Source organism: Gracilibacillus sp. Marseille-QA3620 (genome assembly GCF_054950035.1).
Genome location: NZ_CM143102.1, coordinates 2,050,682 through 2,076,669 on the forward strand (window position 1 = coordinate 2,050,682; position 25,988 = coordinate 2,076,669).

The 25,988-nt window shown below is 42.6% G+C and carries 28 protein-coding genes; 24 read left to right on the forward strand and 4 right to left on the reverse strand.

Going from position 1 to position 25,988, the window contains the following annotated elements:
- Window positions 1-20 precede the first annotated feature (20 nt).
- Complete coding sequence (locus tag ACY8DX_RS10450; protein ID WP_462406814.1) at window positions 21-2,306, forward strand: AAA family ATPase; 2,286 nt, start codon at window positions 21-23, stop codon at window positions 2,304-2,306.
- A 46-nt stretch (window positions 2,307-2,352) separates the two neighbouring features.
- Window positions 2,353-2,772, forward strand: coding sequence for an acyl-CoA thioesterase (locus ACY8DX_RS10455; RefSeq protein WP_462406815.1), 420 nt, complete (start codon window positions 2,353-2,355; stop codon window positions 2,770-2,772).
- Window positions 2,773-2,819: 47 nt separating this feature from the next.
- Here ACY8DX_RS10455 and ACY8DX_RS10460 read toward each other — a convergent pair whose 3' ends face one another.
- From ACY8DX_RS10460 to plsY, 3 genes are all read right to left on the reverse strand, one after another.
- A complete protein-coding gene (locus ACY8DX_RS10460) occupies window positions 2,820-3,110 on the reverse strand; it encodes a HesB/YadR/YfhF family protein (protein ID WP_462406816.1) in 291 nt (96 codons plus the stop codon).
- Between the two features lie 130 nt (window positions 3,111-3,240).
- Window positions 3,241-4,383 (reverse strand): CapA family protein, encoded by a 1,143-nt coding sequence (locus ACY8DX_RS10465; RefSeq protein ID WP_053103745.1) that lies wholly within the window; start codon window positions 4,381-4,383, stop codon window positions 3,241-3,243.
- A gap of 148 nt (window positions 4,384-4,531) precedes the next feature.
- The gene (gene plsY, locus ACY8DX_RS10470; RefSeq protein ID WP_049670974.1) at window positions 4,532-5,143 is read right to left on the reverse strand and encodes a glycerol-3-phosphate 1-O-acyltransferase PlsY; all 612 of its coding nucleotides are present in this window, start codon (window positions 5,141-5,143) and stop codon (window positions 4,532-4,534) included.
- 234 nt (window positions 5,144-5,377) lie between these two features.
- Between plsY and ACY8DX_RS10475 the strand changes: the two genes are divergently transcribed.
- The 11 genes from ACY8DX_RS10475 to ACY8DX_RS10525 all read left to right on the forward strand — a co-directional run bounded on the left by ACY8DX_RS10475 (window position 5,378) and on the right by ACY8DX_RS10525 (window position 15,835).
- The gene (locus ACY8DX_RS10475) at window positions 5,378-5,788 is read left to right on the forward strand and encodes a CoA-binding protein (protein ID WP_049670973.1); all 411 of its coding nucleotides are present in this window, start codon (window positions 5,378-5,380) and stop codon (window positions 5,786-5,788) included.
- A gap of 331 nt (window positions 5,789-6,119) precedes the next feature.
- A complete protein-coding gene (parE, locus tag ACY8DX_RS10480; protein ID WP_439802760.1) occupies window positions 6,120-8,087 on the forward strand; it encodes a DNA topoisomerase IV subunit B in 1,968 nt (655 codons plus the stop codon).
- Entirely contained in the window at window positions 8,084-10,528 is a 2,445-nt protein-coding gene (gene parC, locus ACY8DX_RS10485; RefSeq protein ID WP_462406817.1) for a DNA topoisomerase IV subunit A, read from the forward strand. The genes parE and parC overlap by 4 nt, the downstream gene beginning before the upstream one ends.
- Window positions 10,529-10,859: 331 nt before the next feature.
- The gene (locus ACY8DX_RS10490) at window positions 10,860-11,624 is read left to right on the forward strand and encodes a hypothetical protein (protein ID WP_462406818.1); all 765 of its coding nucleotides are present in this window, start codon (window positions 10,860-10,862) and stop codon (window positions 11,622-11,624) included.
- Between the two features lie 64 nt (window positions 11,625-11,688).
- Window positions 11,689-12,144, forward strand: a complete 456-nt coding sequence (locus ACY8DX_RS10495; RefSeq protein ID WP_439802757.1) for a staygreen family protein — start codon at window positions 11,689-11,691, stop codon at window positions 12,142-12,144.
- A 185-nt stretch (window positions 12,145-12,329) separates the two neighbouring features.
- Window positions 12,330-12,872: a YcxB family protein gene (locus ACY8DX_RS10500; protein ID WP_462406819.1), complete on the forward strand. Its 543-nt coding sequence runs from the start codon at window positions 12,330-12,332 to the stop codon at window positions 12,870-12,872.
- A 5-nt stretch (window positions 12,873-12,877) separates the two neighbouring features.
- Window positions 12,878-13,375, forward strand: coding sequence for a metallophosphoesterase family protein (locus ACY8DX_RS10505; protein WP_462406924.1), 498 nt, complete (start codon window positions 12,878-12,880; stop codon window positions 13,373-13,375).
- 106 nt (window positions 13,376-13,481) lie between these two features.
- Complete coding sequence (locus tag ACY8DX_RS10510) at window positions 13,482-13,646, forward strand: hypothetical protein (RefSeq protein ID WP_462406820.1); 165 nt, start codon at window positions 13,482-13,484, stop codon at window positions 13,644-13,646.
- A 122-nt stretch (window positions 13,647-13,768) separates the two neighbouring features.
- Complete coding sequence (locus ACY8DX_RS10515; RefSeq protein WP_462406821.1) at window positions 13,769-13,960, forward strand: hypothetical protein; 192 nt, start codon at window positions 13,769-13,771, stop codon at window positions 13,958-13,960.
- A 333-nt stretch (window positions 13,961-14,293) separates the two neighbouring features.
- Entirely contained in the window at window positions 14,294-15,256 is a 963-nt protein-coding gene (locus ACY8DX_RS10520) for a LacI family DNA-binding transcriptional regulator (protein ID WP_462406822.1), read from the forward strand.
- Window positions 15,257-15,334: 78 nt separating this feature from the next.
- Window positions 15,335-15,835, forward strand: coding sequence for a hypothetical protein (locus ACY8DX_RS10525; RefSeq protein WP_462406823.1), 501 nt, complete (start codon window positions 15,335-15,337; stop codon window positions 15,833-15,835).
- A gap of 93 nt (window positions 15,836-15,928) precedes the next feature.
- Here ACY8DX_RS10525 and ACY8DX_RS10530 read toward each other — a convergent pair whose 3' ends face one another.
- Window positions 15,929-16,525, reverse strand: coding sequence for a metallophosphoesterase family protein (locus ACY8DX_RS10530; protein WP_462406824.1), 597 nt, complete (start codon window positions 16,523-16,525; stop codon window positions 15,929-15,931).
- 40 nt (window positions 16,526-16,565) lie between these two features.
- Here ACY8DX_RS10530 and ACY8DX_RS10535 point away from each other — a divergent pair, with 40 nt between their 5' ends.
- The 11 genes from ACY8DX_RS10535 to ACY8DX_RS10585 all read left to right on the forward strand — a co-directional run bounded on the left by ACY8DX_RS10535 (window position 16,566) and on the right by ACY8DX_RS10585 (window position 25,848).
- On the forward strand, window positions 16,566-16,913 hold the full coding sequence (locus ACY8DX_RS10535) for a GlsB/YeaQ/YmgE family stress response membrane protein (protein ID WP_462406825.1): 348 nt from the start codon (window positions 16,566-16,568) through the stop codon (window positions 16,911-16,913).
- A 201-nt stretch (window positions 16,914-17,114) separates the two neighbouring features.
- Window positions 17,115-18,584: an alanine/glycine:cation symporter family protein gene (locus tag ACY8DX_RS10540; protein WP_462406826.1), complete on the forward strand. Its 1,470-nt coding sequence runs from the start codon at window positions 17,115-17,117 to the stop codon at window positions 18,582-18,584.
- A gap of 181 nt (window positions 18,585-18,765) precedes the next feature.
- Window positions 18,766-19,035: a YhdT family protein gene (locus tag ACY8DX_RS10545; protein ID WP_049670961.1), complete on the forward strand. Its 270-nt coding sequence runs from the start codon at window positions 18,766-18,768 to the stop codon at window positions 19,033-19,035.
- Window positions 19,032-20,480: a sodium/pantothenate symporter gene (panF, locus tag ACY8DX_RS10550; RefSeq protein ID WP_462406827.1), complete on the forward strand. Its 1,449-nt coding sequence runs from the start codon at window positions 19,032-19,034 to the stop codon at window positions 20,478-20,480. The genes ACY8DX_RS10545 and panF overlap by 4 nt, the downstream gene beginning before the upstream one ends.
- A gap of 88 nt (window positions 20,481-20,568) precedes the next feature.
- Window positions 20,569-21,078, forward strand: a complete 510-nt coding sequence (locus ACY8DX_RS10555) for a kinase (protein ID WP_462406828.1) — start codon at window positions 20,569-20,571, stop codon at window positions 21,076-21,078.
- A 165-nt stretch (window positions 21,079-21,243) separates the two neighbouring features.
- Window positions 21,244-21,858, forward strand: coding sequence for a PH domain-containing protein (locus ACY8DX_RS10560; protein ID WP_462406829.1), 615 nt, complete (start codon window positions 21,244-21,246; stop codon window positions 21,856-21,858).
- 120 nt (window positions 21,859-21,978) lie between these two features.
- Window positions 21,979-22,128 (forward strand): hypothetical protein, encoded by a 150-nt coding sequence (locus ACY8DX_RS10565; RefSeq protein ID WP_462406830.1) that lies wholly within the window; start codon window positions 21,979-21,981, stop codon window positions 22,126-22,128.
- 237 nt (window positions 22,129-22,365) lie between these two features.
- Window positions 22,366-22,815, forward strand: a complete 450-nt coding sequence (locus tag ACY8DX_RS10570; RefSeq protein WP_462406831.1) for a GNAT family N-acetyltransferase — start codon at window positions 22,366-22,368, stop codon at window positions 22,813-22,815.
- A 549-nt stretch (window positions 22,816-23,364) separates the two neighbouring features.
- Complete coding sequence (locus tag ACY8DX_RS10575; protein ID WP_462406832.1) at window positions 23,365-24,096, forward strand: ABC transporter ATP-binding protein; 732 nt, start codon at window positions 23,365-23,367, stop codon at window positions 24,094-24,096.
- Window positions 24,093-25,157, forward strand: a complete 1,065-nt coding sequence (locus tag ACY8DX_RS10580) for an ABC transporter permease (RefSeq protein WP_462406833.1) — start codon at window positions 24,093-24,095, stop codon at window positions 25,155-25,157. Before ACY8DX_RS10575 ends, ACY8DX_RS10580 begins: the two co-directional genes overlap by 4 nt.
- Window positions 25,158-25,197: 40 nt before the next feature.
- Complete coding sequence (locus ACY8DX_RS10585; RefSeq protein ID WP_462406834.1) at window positions 25,198-25,848, forward strand: TetR/AcrR family transcriptional regulator; 651 nt, start codon at window positions 25,198-25,200, stop codon at window positions 25,846-25,848.
- Window positions 25,849-25,988: the final 140 nt, after the last annotated feature.

Consider the following 25,988-nt stretch of genomic DNA (forward strand, 5'->3'; position numbering starts at 1 on the left):
AATAAAGGATGAAGGAATAAATGAACCAATCTAATAGCTATCTCCCAGAGCTAATAAGTGAATGGGAGTCATTGTATAAAACAAAAGGAGAGCTTCCCTCACAGGAATCTTTATTGAATGCTCTCTCAGAGGCAGCAAATATGGGGGAGGGCAAGGAAAAATGGAAAGGCATCCTTCTCTATTTTCTTGCCTTGAATCGTGCTAATAAGAAGGAGGAAGACTCCTTCTACTATTTATTACTAGAACAGGCGGCCGTTTTATGGCCAGAAATGACTGATATACACACAAGACTCGAGAAGAAAAGCTTGAATCAGCTCAAAGGACTTCTTGACGGCTTAACCATGCCTGTTTTGCGCGAAACAGATAACAGGACGGCTAAGCGCAATGTCGTGATGGAAATCCTAGAAAAAGCTGAGCGGTATGGGCAAAGAGTTCATGAAGCCATTAAGGGCCTGCCAAAGGAAGAAAATTCCCCTTCGGTTCAGGAGGTCCGGACCGCTCTTGTGGCAGTCGATGAGCACTTGCAGCTTGTGAAGAAACAGGCTCAAGCCTATCAGGATACCTTGAGCGGAAATTTCCATACCATCACGGTTTATGAGGAATTAAAGCGATCCATCCTCCAGCTCAATGAAAGCAGGGACAGCTTTGATGCCATTCTGAGCAAACTGCAGCCATTTCAGGAATGGGAGCTCTCACCACTTGATCAATTAGAGCGAATGGTTGGGCTTAAGGATATTAAGACACGCATTAGTCAGCTGTATGATTTCCTGACCTATCAGAAATCTAGACTTGAAATGGGCTTTACGAAAAGCAGTGATCTTAGCTTGAACATGGTTTTGACCGGAAATCCTGGCACGGGGAAAACAACACTCGCAAGATTATTAGGGAAGATTTATTATGAGCTTGGCATCCTGCCGAAGGAAACCATTATAGAAGCGGATCGCTCCAAGCTCGTTGGTGCCTATGTCGGTCAGACGGAGGAAAATGTCCGCAACCTCGTTGAAGAGGCCATTGGCGGTGTGTTATTTATTGATGAGGCTTATAGTCTAAAACGGGACGGTCAGCAAGGCAGTGATTATGGCCAAACAGTCATTGATACCTTGGTTTCGTTAATGGACAGTGCTGATTATGCAGGGAAATTCGCTGTCATTTTGGCCGGATATCCGGATGAAATGAGACAGTTTCTAGACAGCAATCCTGGACTCAGAAGCCGATTTCCACAGTTCAATTTCATGGAGCTTCCCGATTATTCCATGGAAGAAATGAAGGAAATTGCCTGCCGCTTCGCTGAAGATAACGGCTATTTCATTACGCCGGAAGCTTTTCCTGCTCTGGAGAAGAAGATCGAGCATGAGATGGTCGATCAATCCTTCGGTAATGCCCGAAGCGTTAAGTCAATTGTCACGGATGCTATTTTCCAAAAGGGCTCAAGGCAAATAGCCGATACTGGGCGTTCCTTCATCGATTATCTCCTTTTACAGGCAGAGGATTTTCATGAATCAGATACAAAGGAAGAGTCTAACCCGCCCATTGAAGAGCTGATGAATCTTGTAGGACTTGAATCCATTAAGGATGAAATCAAGAAATTATCAGCCTTTGTCCGCGTGCAGCAAGCTAGAAGGAATGAAGGGAAAAAGGTTGTGCCCATCCAGCTGCATGCAGTTTTTACCGGAAATCCTGGGACTGGGAAGACAACCATCGCCAAGCTGTATTCTGAGATTCTGCGTGATTGCGGGTTGCTGAAGCGGGGACATCTTGTCGTGGCAAGCCGTGCGGATTTTGTCGCGGGATATGTCGGCCAGACGGCTATCAAAACAAAACGGAAGGTCCAGGATGCACTTGGCGGTGTTTTATTCATTGATGAGGCGTACTCCTTATTAAGTCAATCCAACAGTGATTTTGGAGCAGAGGTTGTCAATACATTGGTGGATGAAATGACAAAGCATAATGAAAACCTGGTCATTATTTTGGCCGGATATCCGAAGGAAATGGATGAATTGCTTCAAAGCAATCCTGGCTTCTCTTCACGGTTTAAGAAGTTCATGCATTTCCCTGATTATTCGGTTATGGAGCTCCTGCAAATTATGAAGAACTATCTTGATTCCTACCAATACAGCCTTGATGAAGAGGCAGAGGAGTATTTGAAGGGGCGGTTAGAGGAGATGGAGATTGACGGGAATGGCCGCTTTGCCATCAATCTTGCTGATAATGCCATCCAATACCAGGCCCAGAGGTTGATGAATGCCGGCGAGAATGCAAATGCTTCAAACTTAATAAAAGATGATTTCAAACTTGTGTTAGAATGAATAAGGAATAGGAATTAGGCGCAGCAGGTAAGGAGTGTTTAGCGGAATGTTTATCTCAAAGGAAGAAATTCAACTGTTTTATGCAGACACGGACATGATGGGTGTGATGTATCACGCCAACTATTTAAAATGGTTTGAGCTGGGTAGGGCGGCCCTTATCCGTGATTTAGGATTTTCCTATACCGATATGGAGGATGCGGGCTACTATGCGCCTGTTTACGACATACAGGCTACCTATAAAACACCTCTCCGATATGGCGACCAGGCATTTGTGTATACATGGGTAGAGGAAAACACGGGTTTGAAGACTGTCTATGCGTATGAAATTAAAAATCAGCATGATGAGGTATGTGCTGTTGGGGCAACCACACATATTGTCGTGAAGAAGGAAAATTTCCGTCCGGTTCAATTCAAAAAAGCATTCCCGGAATGGTTTGCTAAATACGAAGAAATTAAAAAGAAATAGCCCAATAGAAAGGAGAAGGGATGTCCCTTCTCCTTTCTTTATTATGGTTATTTATGATAATGGAATGCAGGCTCGGCCTTCTTCTCATCGAATTGAACTTCAAGATCATGTCCGTCAAAATACCACAAATCGTCTTCCTCAACAAAGAACGATAATCCGCCCTTTTCGGTTAAAGCCTTTGCTTCCTTGGCAGGTTCAGGAGAGATGCCGAGGGAAAAACCTGATTGTATGGGGCTGTATCCACCATAACGCGGGAAGAACCGAATGCTATCGCCATCACCTAAATCTAATTCTTCCCGATACCAAGCCACTGATTGTTCATCTATTATTATTTTCATCGCTATTCCTCCTATTTCCATACCGTAAACATGTTGTATCTTTCATTATCGCATAAACATAGGAAAATATCATTTGATTCCGCTTGGATTACATATCGGGAAAGAAAAATAATGGTGGAAGATTTCCACCTCATTTGTCAGCTGATTCAAGCATGAACTCGGTTAACTCATCCAAATCTGTCTTTGGTGAACCGAAAACGGTTGAATCCTCAAATGGCTTGACCTGATAGTTTTGCTCGTTTGAGCTAGTGACATAGGTCGGTGTGAAGCTTGGGTTAAGTACGGTTGTCTCTGTTCCTGCATCGCTCTTTGTCTGTTCGATTTCTATGGTAACCATGCCGCCGATATCCTTATAATCCCTCACCTGCCCAGATAGGAAATTTCCAAGTGAATAGACAACAAGCGTTTCTCCATCATCATGCTCGAGCCACTCAATCGGCTGAAGGACATGGGGGTGATGACCAATGATGATATCCGCTCCATTATCTGCCATCAGCTGGGCGAGGCGCCGCTGTTCGTCTGATGGATTGCGCTCATATTCATTGCCCCAATGTGCATTAATAAGGACGATATCCGCTTTCCCTCTAATGCTCTTTAGGTCAGAAATGATTTTCTGATCCTCAAGGTAATTGACTAAATAATCCTTGCCGTCTGGAATCGGAATGCCGTTTGTTCCATATGTGTAGGATAAGAAGCCAACTTTCATTCCCTCAATCGTTAAGATGCGTTCTTGTTTGGCATCCTCTTGATTCTTATACATGCCGACATAGGGCATCCCGATTTTTTCATAATAGGATAAGGAGCTTAGGATGCCTTTTTCTCCTTTGTCCAAGGAATGGTTATTGGCAAGGGTCACTAAGTCTATGCCTGAATCTTGCAGGGTATCAGAGATCTCATAAGGTGAATTGAAAGCTGGGTAACCGGATAGGCCCAGCTTGCTTCCTCCAGCAATGGATTCCTGATTGGCAATCGTAAAATCAGGCTCCCCAAGCATTTCCTTCACCGGAGCAAACATACGCTCAAAATCATAACCGTCCTTTGTTTTAGCATCCTCATAGACCGGTGTATGAATTAAGATATCACCAATAGCACCAATTGTAATCGTCTTTGTGTACGTTTTGCTGTCTAAAGCTAGAGGTCTCGCGCTTATTGACACACTTTCTTTTGGCTCGGTCGTAGCTGTTTCTATCCCTTGCCAATAGAGTAATCCTGCACCAAGGCTCCCAGTTAATAATAGAATGATTATGACTTGAATAAACGATGGTTTTTTCATGATAACCGCCCTATTCTTATGAATTTTCACTCAATATTATGGTGACATTATCCCGGGATAAATGCAACGGAAAATTTCCTTTTTTACCCTTGTTAAAAATAGGCAAAAACAAAAAACTGCTGATCCCTGTAAGGGAGTCAGCAGCAGCTTATTTCTTGAATATATTGACTTTAGGCTCTGTCTTATTGATAATCCGCTTAATATTTGCCCGATGGCGGTAAAAAATGAAAGCAGCTAAGCAGAAGATCAATAGTTGAAGAGATAAATCATTCGTAAACATAACATAAATAACAGCAACAATGGCAATAATCATCGAAGATAAAGAAACAATGCGCGTCAAATAGAGGGAAAGCAAGAAACAAACTAACAAAATTACGAATAAAGCAGGTTCATACCCTAGTATAATTCCTCCGGAGGTTGCAACGGCTTTTCCGCCTCTGAATCCCGCGAATACAGGATACATATGTCCAACTACAGCCAGTAGTCCGCATACAAGCGGCAAGGCAATCCAATCAGGCCAATTGGGTGTTTGCACCGTGAATATGTATGGAAGAAACGTTGCAGCTGTTCCTTTCAGAATATCCAGTAAGGTCACCACAAATCCTGCTTTTTTGCCCAGTGTCCTGAAAGTATTGGTTCCGCCAAGATTGCCGCTGCCATGTTCACGGATATCAGTGTTGTAAAACACCTTTCCGATAATGAGACCCGAAGGTATGGAACCTAGCAGATAGGCCAATAAAAGCATCAAGTATAACATCATCCAAACCCTTTCTAACCCATAGTGTCACTATATTTTAACACGATTGTCAAAAGGGGCATAGAAATTTAACAAATTAGCACATATATCCATTTCCGGCATGTTCGACTGTTCATTCTGTTGATTTTGATTCGTATATATCAAAAATGTTATGTGGAAGAGTCTATATTAAAGTGCCATCCGGGTATATAATAAGAATGAGTGTATGGAAGGTAAGAGAAGGTGGGAGGAAGAAAGATGATACAGAATCCTAGCAGGGACGAGATCGGAAACATCTTAAAAAACGCAAAGAAAATTGCGGTTGTAGGGCTTTCTGAGAACCCAGAGCGAACTTCTTATATGGTATCGAAAGCGATGCAGGACAGCGGCTATGAGATCATTCCTGTTAATCCGGCTGTCAAGGAAGTGTTAGGTGTCAAAGCGATTGGCTCCTTGAAGGAACTTGATGAGCATGTGGATATTGTGAATGTGTTTAGAAGGCCGGAATTTGTCATGGATTTAGCAAAGGATTTCCTGGATATTGATGCGGATGTATTCTGGACTCAGCTTGGTGTAGTGGATGAAGAAGCTTTTCAGCTGCTGCAAGAGAAGGGCCGGAAGGTAATCATGGACAGATGCATTAAAGTCGAACATGCTTTGACGAAATAAGTCGTTTTAGACTGGCCGCCTGGAAGCAAAGGCGGCTTTTGCGTGCCTGCAGAAAATCCTTTTGAAATGCAAAATTTTGATTTCAAATCCTGCTCATGTGTTACGATATGAAGAAGGGACGATAAATGAATCGCTTTGTTCTGAATGGTTCAGGATTCGGATCCGATTTCCGCGGTCAGGTCAATTGCTATTTGCGAAACGGCCAAGAATCTGTAAGAATAGAGCAATGAACGCACAATCCTATTTGAATGAGAACGTTTGTTCTTAATGATAAAAAAGTATATAATAGTTTTTGGAAAGTATAGAGAGGGGTACATAAGTGGCTAAGAATTTGAATCAATTTGATTATAATGAAGATGCCATCCAGGTACTCGAGGGATTAGAGGCTGTCCGGAAAAGACCGGGCATGTATATTGGCAGCACTGATACTCGAGGCTTGCATCATCTAGTCTATGAGATCGTAGATAATTCAGTCGATGAAGTACTAGCTGGGTACGGTGATGAAATTATCGTAAAGATTCATAAAGATAACAGTATTAGCGTGGTTGATAAAGGACGCGGTATGCCGACAGGGATGCATCGCTCCGGCAAACCAACACCAGAGGTCATTCTCACTGTTCTTCATGCCGGCGGTAAGTTCGGACAAGGCGGCTATAAGACGAGCGGCGGCTTGCATGGGGTTGGGGCTTCTGTCGTGAACGCGCTTTCTGAATGGCTTGTCGTCACCATCAAGCGCGACGGATTTATCTATGAGCAGCGCTTTGAGAATGGAGGAAGACCGGTAACGACGCTTGAGAAGATTGGGAAGACCAATCAAACCGGAACAACCATCCATTTCAAACCAGATCCATCCATTTTCTCCACTGTGGTCTTTAACCGTGAGACATTGAGCGAGCGCTTGCGCGAGTCTGCTTTCCTTCTAAAGGGATTGAAGATTGAGCTGCATGACCTGCGCTCCGATGAGAAGGATGTCTATCATTATGAGAATGGGATTGAGGCCTTTGTCAGCTATTTAAATGAGGAGAAGGATACTCTTCACCCGGTTGTCAGCTTTGAAGGGACCCAATCCGATATTGAGGTCGAGTTTTCCTTCCAATTCAATGATGGGTATTCCGAAAATATCCTATCCTTCGTCAATAATGTCCGGACAAAGGACGGCGGCACACATGAGGTAGGCATGAAAACGGCCATGACACGTGTGTTCAATGATTATGCACGGAAAGCCGGCTTATTGAAGGAAAAAGATAAGAATCTAGACGGTTCAGATATTCGGGAAGGTCTTGCAGGTGTCGTCTCTGTCCGTATTCCTGAGGAGCTTCTTCAATTCGAGGGACAGACAAAGAGCAAGCTTGGAACAAGCGATGCCCGCTCAGCAGTTGATTCGGTCATTTCTGATAAACTAGCTTATTATTTATTGGAGAACACCGATATTGCCACCCTGCTCGTTCGTAAGGCCATTAAAGCGGCACAGGCACGCGAAGCAGCGAGAAAAGCACGTGAGGATGCGAGAAGCGGAAAGAAACGCAAGAAATCAGAGGCGCTTCTCTCCGGTAAGCTTACTCCTGCGCAATCCCGTAATCCGCTGAAAAACGAATTATATCTAGTGGAGGGGGACTCAGCTGGAGGTTCCGCAAAACAGGGGAGAGATAGACGCTTCCAAGCGGTTCTGCCTCTGCGCGGAAAGGTTATCAATACGGAGAAGGCGAAGTTAGAGGATATCTTCAAGAATGAAGAAATCAATACAATTATTCACGCCATTGGCGGCGGAGTCGGTGCGGATTTCTCCATCGAGGACATCAACTATGACAAGATTGTCATCATGACAGATGCCGATACAGACGGTGCTCATATTCAGGTGCTGCTTCTGACGTTCTTCTATCGTTATATGAAGCCTTTAATCGAAAATGGCAAGATCTTCATTGCTCTTCCGCCGCTTTATAAGGTCAGCAAGGGCTCAGGCAAGAGAGAAGTCATTGAGTATGCCTGGGATGATGATGAACTTGACAGTACTATCAAGAAGGTTGGAAAAGGCTATATGCTCCAGCGTTATAAAGGTCTCGGCGAGATGAATGCCGATCAGCTTTGGGAGACGACGATGGACCCGGCTCAGCGTACATTGATTCGTGTGCGCATTGACGATGCTGCAAGGGCTGAACGCCGTGTGACAACATTGATGGGCGATAAAGTCGAGCCGCGCCGAAAATGGATTGAATCCAATGTGGCATTTGGCTTGGATGAAGATAATAATATATTGGAAAATGAGAATATTACAGTCGCCGATGAGGAGGAAGTGATATGACTTCTACAGAAAAATACCGCGATCTTCCCCTTGAGGAGGTTATTGGCGACCGTTTCGGACGCTATAGTAAGTACATCATTCAGGACCGTGCCCTGCCGGATGCAAGGGACGGGCTGAAGCCTGTTCAGCGCAGGATTCTTTATGCGATGCATGCTGACGGGAATACAAATGAAAAGCCATACCGTAAGTCAGCAAAGACGGTCGGTCTCGTTATTGGTAACTACCATCCACATGGTGATAGCTCTGTTTACGAAGCCATGGTTCGGATGAGTCAGGACTGGAAGCTGCGCCGTGAATTAATTCAAATGCACGGAAATAACGGGAGTGTAGACGGCGATCCGCCGGCTGCTATGCGTTACACAGAAGCAAGATTGTCCTCAATCGCAGGTCAATTATTAAGCGACATTGACAAGCATACGGTTGATTTCGTACCGAACTTCGATGACACGGATGAGGAGCCGGTTGTTTTGCCGGCAAAATATCCGAACTTGCTGGTAAATGGTTCTACCGGAATTTCTGCAGGTTATGCTACCGAGATCCCTCCGCATAATCTCGGGGAAATTGTCGATGCGACCATCATGCGTATCGACAAGCCAAATTGTTCGGTTGAGGACTTAATGGAGGTTGTCAAAGGACCTGATTTCCCAACAGGCGGAATCATTCAAGGCGCTGACGGTATTAGGAAGGCCTATGAAACCGGCAAGGGAAAAATCGTTATCCGCAGTAAGACTGAGGTTGAAACTTTGCGCGGGGGGAGACAGCAAATTATCATCACGGAAATTCCGTTTGATGTCAATAAAGCTTCTCTTGTGAAGAAGATTGATGAGCTTCGGTTAGATCGCAAGCTCGAGGGTATATCTGAGGTACGTGATGAAACGGACCGGACAGGTCTTCGTATTGTGATTGAATTGAAGAAGGAAATTGATTCTGAAGTTATCCTTCAATACTTATTTAAGAATACTGATCTTCAGGTTACATATAACTTTAATATGGTCGCTATTTATAAGAAGCGCCCGCAATTAATGGGACTGCGCAGCATGCTGGATGCCTATATCGATCATAGGCGCGAGGTTGTTACGAGACGTTCTGAATTTGAGCTGAAGAAAGCACGTGAAAGAGAGCATATCGTTCAAGGTCTTATCAAGATGATTTCCATTCTTGATCGAGTCATTGCCACTATTCGTGCCTCTCATGACAAGATGGATGCGAAGAAGAATCTCGTGGCTGAATTTGGCTTCTCACAGGCTCAGGCAGAAGCGATTGTTTCCTTGCAATTATACCGTTTAACGAATACGGATATTACAGCGCTGGAAAATGAAGCAGCAGAGCTTCAGACGAAAATCGCCGAATTGACTTCCATTCTTGAAAGCGACAAGAAATTAATGTCTGTTATCAAGAAAGAATTAAAGGAAGTCAAGAAAGTCTATGCAGACGCTCGCCGCTCTCAAATTGAAGCGAAGATAGAAGACATTAAGATTAATCTTGAAGTCTTAATCCCGAGTGAAGATGTCATCGTCACGGTTACGAAGGAAGGATACATTAAACGGACAAGCCTTCGTTCCTATACGGCAAGCGGCGGCCAGGATTTCGGCATGAAGGACGGGGACCGCATCCTGCACAAAATGGATATCAACACGACGGATACCCTCCTGCTATTTACGAACAAGGGAAGCTATATTTACTGCCCGGTTCATCTTCTGCCGGATATCAGGTGGAAGGATGCCGGCCAGCATATTAGCAGCATTGTTCCAATGGATAAAGATGACTGCATCATTAAAGCCATCTCTGTCCGTGATTTTGAAAAACCAGGATACTTATTATTCATCACCAAGAATGGTATGGTAAAGAAATCTGAGCTTGGTTTATATAAAGCAACCCGTTATTCAAAACCATTGGTTGCCTTAAATCTTAAGGGCGATGATTGCGTTGTGGATGTCCATCTTACTGACGGAACATATACAGTCTTCCTGGCGACATCACATGGCTATGGTCTCATGTTCAAAGAGGAGGATGTTCCTGTCATTGGTGCAAGAGCGGCGGGTGTGAAGGGCATCAATCTGAAAGACGATGATCATGTCGTCAGCGGAAAAGTATTCGCAGATGATAGTTCCTCTATGATTGCTCTTGTGACACATCGAGGGGCAGTCAAGAAAATGAAACGCTCTGAATTTGAAGTCGGCTCCCGCGCAAAAAGAGGAGTAGTCATGCTTCGTGAGCTCAAGAAAAATCCTCATAGAGTTGTTGGCATTGAAATGCTTGATGACCTAGATCAGCTATATATTGAATCGGAAAAAGGCAAGATTGAAGAAATTGGCTCCTTCCAGCTTCGTCCGAGTGATCGTTATTCGAATGGTTCCTTCTTTATGGATGAAGCGGAAAACGGTCCAATTATCGACAATTGGATTGTCAAAGCAGAAACAACAGACGAAGCTCCCAACTAAACCTTTTAAGGAAGAGGCTGGGAAATAAGTTTTTCAACCAATGATAAACCCGAATGATTAGACAATAATGGAATGAATCTATCGTCTAATTATTCGGGTCTTTTTTTGTTGTTTTCCATGTATGAATTGATTGTGGCTTTTGGCTATTCGTGTCTAGCGGAATGGAACGGACTTGTCTTTCCAACTGCGATTGAATAGGAAAAATAAGTGAGAATCATTCGTTTTTGAGGATCTTTTATTTCGTCTTTTCCAGCCTCTTTTTCTGTTCTTTTTGAACAAACAGCCCCGCATAAATAACGAATGGCAAGGAAACAGTAAGGGGAGGTATCAAGTGAATAAAGGAGCTGAAATGATGAAGGCCGTAAAATATCTCATTCTTTGCGCTGTTTTATTAGTCATAAATTCCCCCGTGCAGGTGAATGCTGCAAAGAAAAGCGGGGAGGTTAAACTGAAATCCTATTTGATTGATGTCACGGGAGATGGCCAGAAAGATCAGCTGACGTTATACGGAATCCCTTTTGGAGAGAGAACAAAGTATTATAAGGAATTCAAGCTGGTTCTAAATAATCAAAAGGGCAAAGCAGTTTATCAAATCCCTGGGGGATTCAGCCCGGAATTAATGTTAGCCGATGCAAATTCAGACAAAGTACTCGAGGTCATACTGGAGGTTCCGACAGGGGGAAGTGCCGGGGCCTGTGACTACTATGCCTTTAATGTTTATAATCAAGCAATTGAGGAACTGCCGCTGCCTGAGCCGCTTAATTTGAATGGATCGTTCAAAAATAACTATCGTGCGAGTTTCATCATCCCAGAAAATAATCAATCCTTTGTGCTGGACTTGAAAAAGCACAAACCAGTCTATGACAGGCTGGGGATGTATAAAAAAGGCAAATTAAATGAACCGCAGGAAACATTGATTGGAGAATTTTATTCCTTAGCGGTTAAGGATACGAACAAGGATGGGATTAATGAACTGGTTGCAAAGCAAACCATCTCAGGAGCCTCGATATCGGATATCATTGCAGAGGTAAGCTCAATCTGGGTATATCAAGAAGAAAACTGGATCTTAAAAAACGTGGAAGTTGAGACAAAGTAATCACCAAAGCTGGGCTGATGACATAAGATGCCGTATAAGATCACTTTAATGGAGTGAGGGCCTTATGTCAGCTTTGTCAAATCGCTTGACTGTTATATTTATCCCCCCTTATGTTACCGTAGGGCCAGTGGAGGGCCGTACGTATACACTGACCCATTCAGATGAAACAGGCGAGTTATTCCTAAGTGTTGGCGGCGGAATTGACTCCTCGAAAATCGACTGGAAGATGCGTGATGAAGTGATTGGGACCTGGCAAATCAGAGGAGGGCAATACTATCTGGTTTGTTCAGTCCATATTAGCGCAGGGGAATTCGATGAGAATAAAGCGCGTGCACGCTATTCAATCTTTAAAGAGGAGATGCCGCTTGCTTTGAAAGGGATCATCAATGGAGATAAGGGGTTATTTGGATACTATCCTTGGCTTTTGAATGCCCCTGTTCAAGTTGAGTTCTGCTCCATTTACCCTGAATTTAATCAAGTGATGTATTATGGATTGGCAAGGCATTATCAAGAAGGGTAGCTTAGGCTATCCTTTTATGTTTATGAAATTTACTTTACATAACATTATTATGTTACCCCACATGCATAACGTCGTTTATGCTTGGGCAGCCTTTCTCAGCGAAGAAAATCAGGTAAGATTTATGTCTTCTGGCTGCTTGCTTTCTTCTTACTGTTGTAAAATAAAAGGGAGGAGAGCGATTTGTTATGAAATTTCACTACGAGGTAAGGCTTGAGGACATCGTCCAATATTATATACATATGAGTCATACATCACCGCAGTTTAGATTTGTTGTAAAGGGGAGGCAGGTTCGCTTTTTCATCGTGCTCCTCCTGCTGGGAGCTGCAGGATTCTTTGTTTGGCCTCCCTCTAATTGGCTGATTTATTACGGGATCTGGATTATTCTATCTTTCCTTTTGTCTAAGGGTTATTCCTTTTTTATTTATCGCTGGATTGGCAGGAGGCTCCGAAAATTCCACGCTAAGGGAAAAAATGAGGGTGTTTACGGCGAGAAAAAGATAGAAATCAATCAAAATGGAATCACGGAGCAAACGGATGGAATGAAAGACATCACTTATCAATGGAGTGCGGTTAAAGGGGTTTACGTAACTTCTTTATATGTGTTTATTCATGTGAGTGAGTTTACAGCCATTATGATTCCAAGGAGAATCTTTGAAGACAAGGAAGCTTGGGAAAACTTCCAATCTGACCTTAAAGACTATCAAGGGAAGGAGAGGGGAGGCAGGTGAAGGAAATGAAGATCATTGCTCTATCAGACACACATATGCCGAGGATGGCAAAGTCCCTGCCAGGAAGGCTGGTCGAGGAGCTAAAGGATGCTGATTATATTTTGCATGCAGGTGATTGGCAGACGATGGATGTCTATGAGGAGCTGGCGAAATTTGCCCCAGTCGATGGCGTTTGCGGAAATGTGGATAGCGGAGAGCTGGTCGGAAAGTTTGGTCTTCAGAAAGTACGGACGTTTGAAGACTTTCGAATCGGAATCGTTCATGGTCATGGCAAAAAAGGAACAACCGAGCAGCGGGCACTGGCCGCATTCGCAGATGAGGAAGTAGACTTGATTCTATTCGGTCATTCCCATATTCCACTATTAAAAGAGGTCAATGGAATCCTTCTCCTTAATCCAGGTTCTCCTACGGATAAGAGACGGCAGGAGCACTATTCCTTCGCCATAATCCGCCTTGGAAGCGAGATGGCTGTTGAGCATGTTTTTTATTCAAGCAAGCTGTAAACCTTTGAAAATAGGAAGGCCGAGGCGGAGTGGACCATGGAGCATATTAGAGCCGTCATTAAAGGGAGTCAGACCCTAGCAGGACCATTTCCTGAATGTAAGGCCAATGAAGCCGGCGGATGACCGTACATTCTTTTTTTTAGAATGGTTTCAGTCAGCTGTTCAATATGGCATCTATGAGCCGCATGCGATGACATTATCGACCATCGATCAAGATGGGTTTCCTGATACAAGGGTGTTAATCTTGAAGGACGTAGAGGAGGAAGGCTGATATTTTGCCTCTAATTCGTCGAGTAAAAAAGGGCAGCAGATCAGGTAAATCCAAAGGGTTCCTCACCATTTTATTGGTCTGAAATAGGCCGGCAAGTAAGGATACGCGGGAGGATTGAAAGAATGGATGAGGCTATCAATAAGGCACACTTCTTGCATAGGGGAAAGACTGCAAGAGCCGTTCCATTGCTGGATAAACAAAGTGCGCACTTGCATGATCCTCAGCTCCTTAAAGAACTTTTAACAGAAAAGGTAAAATGGCTGGAAGATAATCATGAGGCTATTTCTCCAACTTGGACTGTCTATTCTGGCTAGCTTAAACAGACCGTAAGCATATAAGGCTTACGTTTTATCGACAGAATCATAGCTGGATGAAGAACCAGTTATGGCCTTTAACAGATTTAGTAAACTAGCATTGAGTCTGAAAACCGATTCGTTTGGAATCGGTTTTTCTCTTGTCCAAAAGTATATTATTACACCGATTATATATAATTTACAAGTTTTCACCTTTTATTTAATTCATTGTTATATAGATATATCAGAAAAAACAGATAATAGATTGCCATTAATAAATATTTAGTGATACGCTTATGTTAAAGGTAAATGCAGGTAAAAGTTTTACCTGCACCAAATGAGGTGGTTTTAGGAATGGTGACAATTAAAGGGATTGCCAAGCATGTTGGTGTATCACCTGCAACCGTTTCAAGAGTGTTAAATCACGATCCATCCATCACGGTGAAGGAAGCAACAAGAGAGAAAATATTTCAGGCGGCAAAGGAGCTCGGTTATCGGACGGTTTATGAGCGCCGGGCGCTGGAACAAGAAATAACAGATAGTGAACAAGCAGAGGAAATCATCTTGATTGTGCTCGCCCTCAGTGTAGAGGAAGAGGTTAGAAATCCATTCTATTTATCTGTGCGAAAGGGAATTGAGCAGGAATTAACACGTGTGGGGAAGAAAAAGATGTATATGCTCCGTTATGAGGAGCATATGGATGTTCCTTTCCCTGTTAAAGGGGTTATCGTAATAGGTCCGGTTGCAGAAGAAGAGGCAGCTTATATGAGAGGACGGTTTGAACAGATTGTCTTTGTTAGCGGCTGTCCTGATCAAACGCGTTATGATTGTGTGGATATTGACCATGAGAGAGTCATAGAGTTTGCTGTTACTTCATTCATTACAGCAGGTTTAACCCGTATTGCCTATATGGGAAGCGACGGCTCTCATAAAAGGAGACAGTATTTTCAGGAGACGATGCAAAAGAAGGGACTGCTGGAGTCAAGGACCTATTTATGTGAGGACAGAATAGAGGCAGGATACGAGCAGATGAAGGGCATGATTGGATCTTCTCAGCTTCCGGAAGCGATATTTGCCGATGGAGACCTATTGGCTCTAGGAGTTGTACAAGCCTTGCAGGAAGAGAGGGTATCGGAAGTGTCTGTGTTCTCTTTTCCTGGCCAGCATGAAGCTGCTTATTCCGAAAAACCATTAAGGGTTATTCAAATGCCTGCGGAGGAACTAGGGGAATGGGGGGCGCGATTGCTGATGGAGCGACTTCGCGGAAAGCAGGGAAGTTCGGTCAGGATTTTACTGCCTGTCCATCACTCCGTTTAATTCGATAGTGGAATCAAAAGCTGCCACAGCGGGTAAATAGTATAGCCAAACAAAAAAACAAAAAGTGGGCGGTTCAAAATGAAGAAAAAAGGGCGATACTCAAAAGCCGTGCTTTGGAGCGTTGTCGCGGTTGGGCTGCTCGTTGCCGGGGGAGCAGGAATATATATGTACTTCAATCATATTAAGCCCCAGGAAGACCTGAAGGCCCAATTGGAGAAAGACCCTCCAACAGGTGTGACAGATGATCTTGCTGCCATGATTGCGGATACCCATGAGCAGTACAATAATCTTACCGGCTATGGCAATATTGATGGGTTGGACCAGGACAAGGCGATCACACTCTCTAAACGAGTGTTTAAGGAATCAGAAGAGGCACTTAAGAAAGGCATTGTCGACAAACAGCTTGAAGGCGATATGAAGACGATTCATCAGCTGGCGAAAGAAACATCGACCAATCCGGATAAGGAGCAGGTGCGGCTCCTGCATCGCTATTTTCATGATTTGGACATCGCGGTCAATCAGTATAAGGAAACCGATACAGTCTTCGGTGTAACAGAAACGTTAGGGAAACCGGAATAATGCATGAAGGAAGTGCTGCAGACTATGGCTGCGGCACTTTTTTTGAATCTGGTGAGTTGATAGGCTTACCGGCAGGTCCGATAGAGAATTTTCTCATGTGACTGCCCCATGGAAGACTGAGAGAATAAAGTTTCGGTCAGGAACCTGCAGCTTTTCGTAGGAAGCGAGGAATGTGGTCTTATCGTAAGATACCTCTTCAAATTGGATGCTGAATGGCTTTTTTGTAAAATCGATCACCGCATAACGCGCTGCGGCCTTTTGGCTGCAGCCGAGAGAGCCGGGATTTACGTAACAGGCAAGGTCATTGATTGTCTGTCTATGTGTCCTAGGCAACCCTTTGAGTAATGGGATGAACGATGGGTCAAGATGCTTGGCAATCCACTGATGGTGCAGCTTTGTTTCGGCATGGCTCTTAGGATATTCCGCTCCGGTTAGAAGGGCTAAAACAGCCTCATCATGATTGCCTGTCACCATTGAAACATCCGTTCTTGAGAATAAAAGTCGGAGAACTTCATTTGAATCAGGACCGATGCCAATCATGTCTCCTGCACAATAAATATGGTCAATATCCTTCTGCCCATCGATAGATTTAAGCACCGCTTTTAGTGCGGGAGCGTTTCCATGTACATCTGCAATGACGGCGGCTTTCATTAATCGTTTCTCCTTTTTCGCTATTTTTTCTGCTACCATTATACCTCATTGGATTTTAATCAAGACAAGAGTCTAGCCGATGTTTAGTTATAAATCCGCCAATCCCCGTTTTCTGCTGAATGAAAAGCAAGCGCTTCCCTTCAAGCATATACTGCAAAAAGGAGGCTTGAGAACAATGTCTTTTTTGGGGATTTTATTTGTCGGCGGATTTATTGGCTGGTTTGCGGGCTTGTTAGCTGAAGAGGATATCCCAAATGTTCGGATTGGCAATTTCTTGGCTGGATTGATTGGCGCGTGGTTCGGAAATGGCGTAATGGGGGAATTCGGACCGGAAACGGGCGGATTTTTCATTCTTCCGTCGTTGATCGGAGCGGTTGCCACATGTATATTAGTGAGCTGGATTATGTCTGTAACAAATAGATCTTAGACAGGTATTCCCCTTTAGAGGGGATTTTTTTATATTTTTTTCATTCGTTCAAAGGGTGCTGTAGTCTGCAAAATATACATAAATTCGACATAAAATGACTTTGTGCCTATTTATTCATAGGTATAAAGTCATATGGTAAAAAATACTGCTTCTCCCTTATAATTATAAAATAAAAAATATTCAGACGATAGGGGTGTTAGTTTGGAAGAATTCATTAAGTTTCTAGCAAATGATGTTTTTTGGAGTACGCCGGTTATTTATATTTTATTAGGGGTCGGTCTCATTTTCTCTATTTTAACGAGATTTCTGCAGGTGAGGCATTTGAAGGATATGGTCAAGTTAATGTTTGAGGGCAAAAGCTCAAGCGCTGGGGTGTCCTCCTTTCAGGCGTTAGCCATTTCCCTTTCTGGGCGTGTCGGAACAGGGAATATCGCTGGGGTTGCCTCGGCCATTTATTATGGGGGGCCGGGAGCGGTATTCTGGATGTGGACGATTGCCTTCATTGGCGCCTCGAGTGCCTTTGTGGAATCAACGTTAGCTCAAATCTACAAGGTAAAGAAAGATGGCGTCTATCGCGGGGGGCCAGCTTATTATATTGAAAAAGGCATAGGCTGGAAATGGTTTGCTGTATTATTTGCCGGTGCAGCGATTATCGCTATGGCAATCTTAATGCCGGGTGTTCAATCAAATGCGATTGCAGGCAGCTTTAAGGAAGCCTTCAATATTCCTACATATATTACAGGTGGCGTGATTGTTCTTCTCTTGGGCTTTATCATTCTAGGGGGCATTAAGCGGATTGCCCAAACAGCCCAGCTCGTCGTTCCATTCATGGCTATCGGGTATATTCTCGTATCACTAATTGTTATTGCCTTTAATATCACGGAGGTTCCTGGGGTTATTTCTCTTATCGTCAGCAGTGCCTTCGGAGCGGATTCTGTCTTTGGCGGCCTATTAGGAAGCGCCATTGCATGGGGCGTTAAACGTGGCGTTTATTCCAATGAAGCAGGACAGGGTACAGGTGCCCACCCAGCTGCCGCTGCGGAAGTATCCCATCCAGCTAAACAAGGACTTGTCCAAGCGTTCTCCGTTTACATTGACACCTTATTTGTCTGCTCCGCTACAGCCTTTATGATTCTCTTCACAGGAATGTATAATGTCACGGCAGAGGATGAACAATCCTTGATTGTTAATAATCTTGGAGACACGGCTGAGATTAATGAGAGCCGTCCGTTTACTCAGATGGCAGTCAGTGAGGTTCTGCCTGGATTCGGTTCCGGATTCGTGGCGATTGCTTTGTTCTTCTTCGCTTTCACGACGATCATGGCTTATTACTATATTGCAGAGACCAATATTGCCTACTTGCTGAAGAAGCGTAAAGGGGATGTACCAATCTTCCTGCTGAAGATTGTCATCCTGGCTGCCACCTTCTATGGCGCTGTCAAGACGGCGAACCTTGCTTGGGCATTAGGAGATATCGGCCTAGGAATCATGGTCTGGCTGAATATCATCGCTATCGTGATTTTGGCGAAGCCGGCTTTAATCACACTTAAGGATTATGAGCGCCAGAGGAAAGAAGGCAAGGACCCGGTATTCAATCCAAAGGAGCTTGGCATCAAAAATGCTGATTATTGGGAGCAAGAGGATAAAGAAAAGAAATCGAATATATCCTGACGGTTTGGACCTGACTTTTCGTATGAAAAGTCAGGTTTGTTTTTTGTTGGTGTTTATAAGAAAATAGAGTATGGTGATTTCTGGGTAAGTTACCACATTTTCTGACTACTTTTTTTTATACTGGATTGGTTTAATGGTAGTATCTGTGTGATTTTGCTTCAAAGATCAGAAGGAGGAAGGAATGAAAGACAAACGTTTTAAAATCGCCAACCGGGAAGCCATCATCGGCATCATCCTTGTGTTAATAAACTTTATATGGTGGTATGCCTTTGCCTATGGCATGGGCGGCGGCGATCCGAAATCTTATACATACATATTAGGCATGCCTGCCTGGTTCTTTTACAGCTGTGTCATCGGCTTTATCCTTATGGTTGTGCTGGTTACATGTGTCGTAAAATTTTTATTTAAGGAAGTATCATTTGATGATGAGGAAGGCGGGGAAGAAGAATGAATTGGGAAGTCATCCTGCCGCTCGCCATCTTTTTGGTCATTATCTTTATCATTGGTTTTTATGCGAATAGCCGTGTCAATCATAGCAATTCCTTTCTTCAGGAATACTTTCTTGGCGGCCGCCAGCTAGGAGGATTTGTACTCGCCATGACGATGATGGCGACATATGGAAGTGCTTCTAGCTTTATTGGAGGGCCGGGGGTTGCATACACGAGAGGACTTGGCTGGGTGCTTTTATCGATGGCCCAGCTGGCAGCAGGTTATTTTGTCCTCATGATCCTTGGAAAGAAATTTGCCATTATGGCGCGCAAGTACAAGGCCATTACGATGGTGGATTATTTAAAGGGCCGTTATAAGAGTGATGCTGTTGTCATTATTTCATCGCTCAGTATCATTATCTTCTTATTCGCTTCAATGACCTCTCAATGGGTGGGAGGAGCGCGCTTAATTGAGTCTCTTACTGGACTGCCTTACAGGACAGCGTTATTTATCTTTGCGGCATCGGTCCTTGTTTATGTGATTATCGGGGGCTTCCGAGCGGTTGCTTTGACGGATACGGTGCAAGGAATTGTCATGCTGGTGGGTACCATCATTTTGCTTGTTGCGACAATCATTGCCGGAGGCGGAATGGAAAATATCATGTCAGATCTCGTGGCAGAAAATCCGAATCTCGTCTCACCTTTTGGCGCTGATCAAGACCTGACACCTCTTTATGTATCCTCCTTCTGGATACTGGTCGGGGTAGGTGTTGTCGGTCTCCCGCAAATTAGTATGAGGGCTATGTCATATAAGGACTCAAAAGGCATGCATACAGCAATCATCATCGGTACGATTGTGATTGGTGCGGTCATGCTTGGCATGCATCTGATTGGTGTGCTCGCCCGGGCCGTTCTGCCAGGGATTGAGGTAGCCGATACAGTTATGCCGACGCTCGCGATGGATGTTCTGCCTGCCTTTGTGGCAGGAATTGTCCTTGCTGCTCCAATGGCAGCAATCATGTCGACAGTGGATTCCCTCCTTATCTTAGTGAGTGCGACTGTCGTGAAGGATTTGTATGTCAATTATATAAAACCAGATTCATCTGAGAAACAAATCAAGACCATTAGCTTTTTTGTGACAACCATTGTTGGTTTATCCGTTGTCCTTTTTGCTATGACGCCGCCCGATTTAATTATCTGGCTCAATCTTTTCGCCTTTGGCGGACTTGAATCGGTCTTCATCTGGCCGGTTGTCATGGGATTGTACTGGGAAAAGGGAAATAAATATGGCGCCATTGCTTCAATGATTGTCGGAATGGGATCATTTATTATCATTGATCAATACTATCCAACCCCCTTTGGCATGCATTCCGTTGTCCTGCCAATCGTCTTCTCCTTCTTGGTCTATGTGGCAGCAAGCTTATTGACTGCTCCAAGACAATCGGGGAGATCATTACAGAATCAGTAAGGATCTTATATCAACAGAAACCGTCCTATCTTTATCGATAGGCGGTTTTATTTTTAATTGAGATAATGGATAGAAAGGAGAGGCTGCTATGGAGACAACGCTTATTATCCTTCGAGGAAATTCGGGGAGTGGAAAGACGACCATTGCGAAACATCTTCAAAAGCAATGGGGAGAGGGGACTTTGCTCGTATCACAGGATGTCATTCGACGAGATATGCTGAATGTGCGGGACAGAAAGAAAAATCTTTCGATTGAATTAATCCGTCAAATCACGAAATATGGGAAGGGCCAATGTGAATATGTCATTTTAGAGGGAATTTTGAGCAAGGAACGATATGGAGATATGCTCTGCGATTTGATTGACTATTATCAAGGAAAAGCCCTTATCTATTACTTTGATTTGCCATATGAGGAAACAGTTAAGCGGCATCAAACCCGTTCAAAAAAGTCGGCATTTGGAGAAACGGAATTGAGGAAATGGTGGAATCCACATGATTATCTAGGCGATGAAAGGGAAAGAATCATTACGAAAGAAATGTCAGAGCTTGAGATTGTGAAAACAATCGTAGAAGACAGTTCAGTCATACCAACCAGATAGATTATTCAGCTTCCCTAAACTATGACAAATTTGAATAGTCGAATACCGTTGTATTCATTTATTTCATGAAAGAATAGAAAGTTTATTGTCGAAATAGAAGGAAACGACAAGCCTGCTAAATAAATGCTATAATTAGGCTAGGAATATGGAAAGGGGAAACTCATTATGTTAAAGAAAATCGCTTCTGATGCATTAGGCTTGTCCGATGTTGGTACGATCATTTCAAAGTCGGATTATGACAAGACTGAAGCCGACGATTACGTCATGCATGAGGACGGGGAACAGATTTATTTTCTTATTAAAACGAAGGCAGATGAGTATTGCTTTACGAACTTAGCTGTCATTCATGTGGATGGAGACAGTGCCGTTTCATCGAAGAGAGTACTTAAGCGCTATCCATATGCCCAACACAAGATTTCGAATGTGATGCTTGAGACGGCAGGCAAGATTGACCTTGATGTTGAGATTAAATTTACGATTGGCAATATTCCGTTCGATATTGACGTGAAAAAGAGCCAAATAGAACAACTGAAAGATTTGTACAAGGCACTCGTTCGCATTTCAGAAATCAATTATGAAAACGAGCTTGCCCTTGGATTCTCCAATCAAAGCTTAGACAGAGCGGTGCAATCCATTCAAAGCTCCCGTTCAGAGGAAGCCTCTGTTTTCGAATCCTACAAGGGAATTACGGAGTTTACCTTTGAATGGCTAAAAACGAATAAAGAGAACTATTCTGTAAAAGACTTTGGCGAAGTATATGAGAAGTACATCAATAACTAAATCATAGACGAGATATAGTCAGAGAAACAAAAACTAGTCTTTCTGCAAAGACTAGTTTTATTTATAAATAAGCAGCAATCACGGGACTGGAGAATAAGCACGGTAATGAGGAGGAGTAAAATGGAGGATAACCAAAAGAAAAAGCCGCAGCTTGGTCAGGGCATAACGGTTAAATGGCTGTCCTTGGTTCCAAAAAGGCTACGTTATTTATTGCTGTTTGCCGGATTGTTATTGTTGGTATATATGGCGAACAAAGGGATCTGGTTATGAGGATAGGCCAGAGCGAATGGCAGCAAACCCTTTTTTGGTTTTATGACCAAGTTTCTGATAATTGTAGAATGGGATTAGTATCAGATTAAATGACCATGTTGGCTAGAATTATTAACGCCCTTTTCTGTTAAATTTCTTATATAGGATACAGGATGTACGAAAGGATCAGAGTTGAGAATCATGATACTGAAGGATGAACTGCTTATTCGATTAATGAACTCTAATGATTTCGAGATTATGGTCAAATGGCTAAATGATGAGAAGCTACTAGCATTCTACGAAGAGCCACCGTCAAATATAGATAGAGTCATAACAAAGTATGGCCCAAGAGTCGAAGGAAATCATCCTGTTATTCCCTGTATCATCGAACACAAAGAAAATCCAATCGGTTATATACAGTTTTATGAGATACAAGATAGTGAATTAATAAAATACGGCTATACACCAAACCAAAGTATCTATGGAATAGACCTGTTCATTGGAGAAAGCCAATTATGGGGGAAGGGCATCGGCAGCTCGGTGATTCTAATGATGTTAGATTACCTGAGTATCAATAAAAACGCTTCTAAGGTTTTGTTAGAAGTAAAAAAGACTAATGGTAGAGCGATTTCAAGTTATAAAAAATGTGGCTTTAGGGAAATTAAAGACATTAACAATGAGCTATGCTTAATGGAATGGGAAAGATAATGGACTTATTGTGAAAACAAAAGGTATATCTAGAAGCCAATAGAGGTTACCATCCGGCATCTAAATGATTAAAATGATGAATTGGAGGAAAAAAGAATTCTATCTATTCAATCATTCAAACAGAATAATCGGAAGAACCGGATTTTTATAATCTTTCCGTTGAGGAGGCTCATCTAAAGGCTGTAAAGTATGATAAAAAAGAGGAAAATGAAATTAAAAGAATGTTATACATATCAATTTATACTTCCCTATCAAGAGCTGATTGTTCAGCTCTTTTTTTCATGCGACAAATGGGAAAGGACGGAAGAAAATGAAAGTCCTATTAATATTGAACATCGTATGGCAAAGCGGAAAAAAGAGGATATAAGCAGTTTTATTTGAGGTTAACTTTACAAATCTTCCAAGGGAACAATGTGAAGCCGGATAAGATGGAATAAGCGATAAAAAAAGTATGTGATTACTCACTTTTTTATTGAAAAGGGATTAACATAGACTTATAATAAATCCAGGTGAGTAAACACTCACTTTTTTTGAAGGAGGGACCGTATTATGAGTGAAACGAATACCATTCACGTTCAAAAAGTAACGAAAAGTTTCAGCAAAAAAGTGGTCGTAAAAGATGTCAACATCGATATTAAAGAGGGCAGTATTTATGGTTTTATCGGGCCTTCTGGAGCTGGTAAAACAACTCTAATCAAGATGATGGTTGGAATGGATACCCCAGATGAGGGTTCAATATATTTATTAGGTGAAAAAATGCCTAACTTGAATATCCTGCAGCAGGTCGGATATATGGCACAATCAGATGCTCTATATACGGCTCTTACCGGTAAGGAGAATCTTATGTTTTTTGCATCTCTATTTAAATTAGACAAAACGGAAAAACAGAAGCGTATTGCCTATGTGGCAGAATTAGTCAACTTAACCGAAGATCTTCATAAAAGAGTGTCTGCCTACTCCGGAGGCATGAAGCGCCGGCTATCTCTTGCCATTGCTTTAATTCAAAATCCTCAAGTGTTGATATTGGATGAGCCTACTGTTGGAATAGATCCTGAATTAAGACTGAGTATCTGGAATGAGCTAGTACGATTGAAAAGGGAGGAAGGGAAAACCATCATTGTGACCACTCACGTAATGGATGAAGCAGAAAGATGTGACTGCATCGCAATGGTACGAGATGGGTCCATTATTGCTTCTGGAACCTCTCGTCAATTAAAAGAAAAATACAAGGTTAATAGTTTAGATGAGGCCTTTTTGCAAGCTGGGAGGCAATCAAAATGAGGATAGCAGCACTGGTTAAAAGAATATTCATACAAATCATCCGAGATAAGCGGACAATGGCGCTTTTATTTGTGGCTCCATTATTCGTTTTAACACTGATGAATTATGTCTTTGATGGTAAAACGATTGAACCTACATTGGGAATTGTGGCTGGGGATCAACAACTAATCGAAAAAATGCGGAAGGCAGATATTGAGGTAAAAGAATATGCCAAAGTATCTGATAGAGAGGATACAATCCTAGGGGATGAGTTAGATGGACTTTTACAAGTATCAGATACCAAATCAACCTTAACATTACTTAATAACGATCCATCATTAACAAAAAGTTTAGAAATGAAGGTTAAGCAAGTCTATGGCCAAGAAGTTCAAGCCCAAATGCTAGGACCAGCCAAAACGCCAAGCAACGCCTCTACACAGGACATAATGAAAACAGAGTATGTATACGGGAGCAGCGATACGGCGATTTTTGATACGATTAACCCTGTTTTAGTTGGCTTTTTCGTCTTCTTCTTTGTCTTCTTAATTGCTGGAATTGGGCTGTTAAATGAAAGAACAACCGGTACGTTAGATCGATTATTGACAACTCCTATTCGAAGAGGGGAAGTAGTGACCGCCTATCTCATCGGTTACGGCATTCTAGCCTTGATACAAACGATCATCATGGTATTGTTCGCGATAGCTGTGTTAGATATTGTTATGGTTGGCTCCATATGGACGGTTATTTTAATCAATATCGTTATCGCCCTTGTCGCCTTGTCTCTTGGCATCCTGCTATCCTCCTTTGCGAGTTCTGAATTTCAAATGATTCAATTCATTCCGCTCGTCATCGTGCCGCAAGTATTCTTTTCAGGAATCTTCTCCATTGAGGCGATGGCTGATTGGTTACAAGTATTTGCGAGATTTATGCCGATGTATTATGCAGCGGACGCATTAAAAGGAGTCATGTATCAAGGATTAACATTAGCAGACATTAGTCATGACGTATATATCCTCTTGGCTTTTGCAGCAGTGTTTATCGTATTGAATTTGTTTGCTTTGAAAAAGTATCGTAAGCTATAATACGAAAGCGATATAGTCTTATGCAAAGATGGTGATTTCAATGAAACATAATAATCTACTGGATGAAATGGCTAAAATGCTTGAAAAATCCAATAAACAAACGGTTAAGCAACAGAAAATTATTGAAGTTGCTATTACATCTTTTGCGGAAAAAGGATATTCAAATACATCGACAGCTGAAATAGCTAAAAAAGCAGGCGTAGCTGAAGGGACAATCTTTAAACATTATGGCACGAAGGAAAATCTATTATTGTCGATAATGGTTCCATTTCTAAAAGATTTTTTCCCTTTGAAGGTAGATGAGCTTGTTGGACATCTCATGAATGATAAATGCACATTTGAAGAGTTTTTAAGAGCTTTAATAACGGATCGCAGCGCATTTCTCGCTGAAAACAGAGAAATATTTCAAGTGTTCGTTAAGGAAATGTTTTATAAAGAAGAGCTTAGAAACGAATTACTTCCCTTTGCCGTAGAAGTTGGGTCAAATCATCTAACAAAAGTGATTGAACAATTTAAACAAAGGGATGAAATGAAAGACGTACCGAATGAAATCATTCAAAAAATGCTCATTACCGTCATAGGTGGAATGTTTGTCACAAATTTTGTTTTATTAAATAAACAATCCATAAGCGAAAATGAAATCGAACAAGTGATCACTTTCATTCTAGAGGGACTTGGAAAATCCTCTTGATAGGGTCATTATGGAGAAAAAAGACTGAGAATAAATATATTCTCAGTCCTTTGTTTGATTTTTTGATCGTTCCTTCACAGACAAATCTCTCCTGCTCTCTTTTATAAGCCTTTTCTGCAGGATGGGCGGGACTCTCGGTA

Bases quoted from the DNA above. Each gene is read 5' to 3' on its own strand.
- ACY8DX_RS10450 (WP_462406814.1), top strand. From the start codon at position 21: ATGAACCAATCTAATAGCTATCTCCCAGAGCTAATAAGTGAATGGGAG.
- ACY8DX_RS10455 (WP_462406815.1), top strand. From the start codon at position 2,353: ATGTTTATCTCAAAGGAAGAAATTCAACTGTTTTATGCAGACACGGAC.
- ACY8DX_RS10460 (WP_462406816.1), bottom strand. From the start codon at position 3,110: ATGAAAATAATAATAGATGAACAATCAGTGGCTTGGTATCGGGAAGAA.
- ACY8DX_RS10465 (WP_053103745.1), bottom strand. From the start codon at position 4,383: ATGAAAAAACCATCGTTTATTCAAGTCATAATCATTCTATTATTAACT.
- plsY (WP_049670974.1), bottom strand. From the start codon at position 5,143: ATGATGTTATACTTGATGCTTTTATTGGCCTATCTGCTAGGTTCCATA.
- ACY8DX_RS10475 (WP_049670973.1), top strand. From the start codon at position 5,378: ATGATACAGAATCCTAGCAGGGACGAGATCGGAAACATCTTAAAAAAC.
- parC (WP_462406817.1), top strand. From the start codon at position 8,084: ATGACTTCTACAGAAAAATACCGCGATCTTCCCCTTGAGGAGGTTATT.
- ACY8DX_RS10495 (WP_439802757.1), top strand. From the start codon at position 11,689: ATGTCAGCTTTGTCAAATCGCTTGACTGTTATATTTATCCCCCCTTAT.
- ACY8DX_RS10500 (WP_462406819.1), top strand. From the start codon at position 12,330: ATGAAATTTCACTACGAGGTAAGGCTTGAGGACATCGTCCAATATTAT.
- ACY8DX_RS10505 (WP_462406924.1), top strand. From the start codon at position 12,878: ATGAAGATCATTGCTCTATCAGACACACATATGCCGAGGATGGCAAAG.
- ACY8DX_RS10510 (WP_462406820.1), top strand. From the start codon at position 13,482: ATGAAGCCGGCGGATGACCGTACATTCTTTTTTTTAGAATGGTTTCAG.
- ACY8DX_RS10515 (WP_462406821.1), top strand. From the start codon at position 13,769: ATGGATGAGGCTATCAATAAGGCACACTTCTTGCATAGGGGAAAGACT.
- ACY8DX_RS10520 (WP_462406822.1), top strand. From the start codon at position 14,294: ATGGTGACAATTAAAGGGATTGCCAAGCATGTTGGTGTATCACCTGCA.
- ACY8DX_RS10525 (WP_462406823.1), top strand. From the start codon at position 15,335: ATGAAGAAAAAAGGGCGATACTCAAAAGCCGTGCTTTGGAGCGTTGTC.
- ACY8DX_RS10530 (WP_462406824.1), bottom strand. From the start codon at position 16,525: ATGGTAGCAGAAAAAATAGCGAAAAAGGAGAAACGATTAATGAAAGCC.
- ACY8DX_RS10535 (WP_462406825.1), top strand. From the start codon at position 16,566: ATGTTTAGTTATAAATCCGCCAATCCCCGTTTTCTGCTGAATGAAAAG.
- ACY8DX_RS10545 (WP_049670961.1), top strand. From the start codon at position 18,766: ATGAAAGACAAACGTTTTAAAATCGCCAACCGGGAAGCCATCATCGGC.
- panF (WP_462406827.1), top strand. From the start codon at position 19,032: ATGAATTGGGAAGTCATCCTGCCGCTCGCCATCTTTTTGGTCATTATC.
- ACY8DX_RS10555 (WP_462406828.1), top strand. From the start codon at position 20,569: ATGGAGACAACGCTTATTATCCTTCGAGGAAATTCGGGGAGTGGAAAG.
- ACY8DX_RS10560 (WP_462406829.1), top strand. From the start codon at position 21,244: ATGTTAAAGAAAATCGCTTCTGATGCATTAGGCTTGTCCGATGTTGGT.
- ACY8DX_RS10565 (WP_462406830.1), top strand. From the start codon at position 21,979: ATGGAGGATAACCAAAAGAAAAAGCCGCAGCTTGGTCAGGGCATAACG.
- ACY8DX_RS10570 (WP_462406831.1), top strand. From the start codon at position 22,366: ATGGTCAAATGGCTAAATGATGAGAAGCTACTAGCATTCTACGAAGAG.
- ACY8DX_RS10575 (WP_462406832.1), top strand. From the start codon at position 23,365: ATGAGTGAAACGAATACCATTCACGTTCAAAAAGTAACGAAAAGTTTC.
- ACY8DX_RS10580 (WP_462406833.1), top strand. From the start codon at position 24,093: ATGAGGATAGCAGCACTGGTTAAAAGAATATTCATACAAATCATCCGA.
- ACY8DX_RS10585 (WP_462406834.1), top strand. From the start codon at position 25,198: ATGAAACATAATAATCTACTGGATGAAATGGCTAAAATGCTTGAAAAA.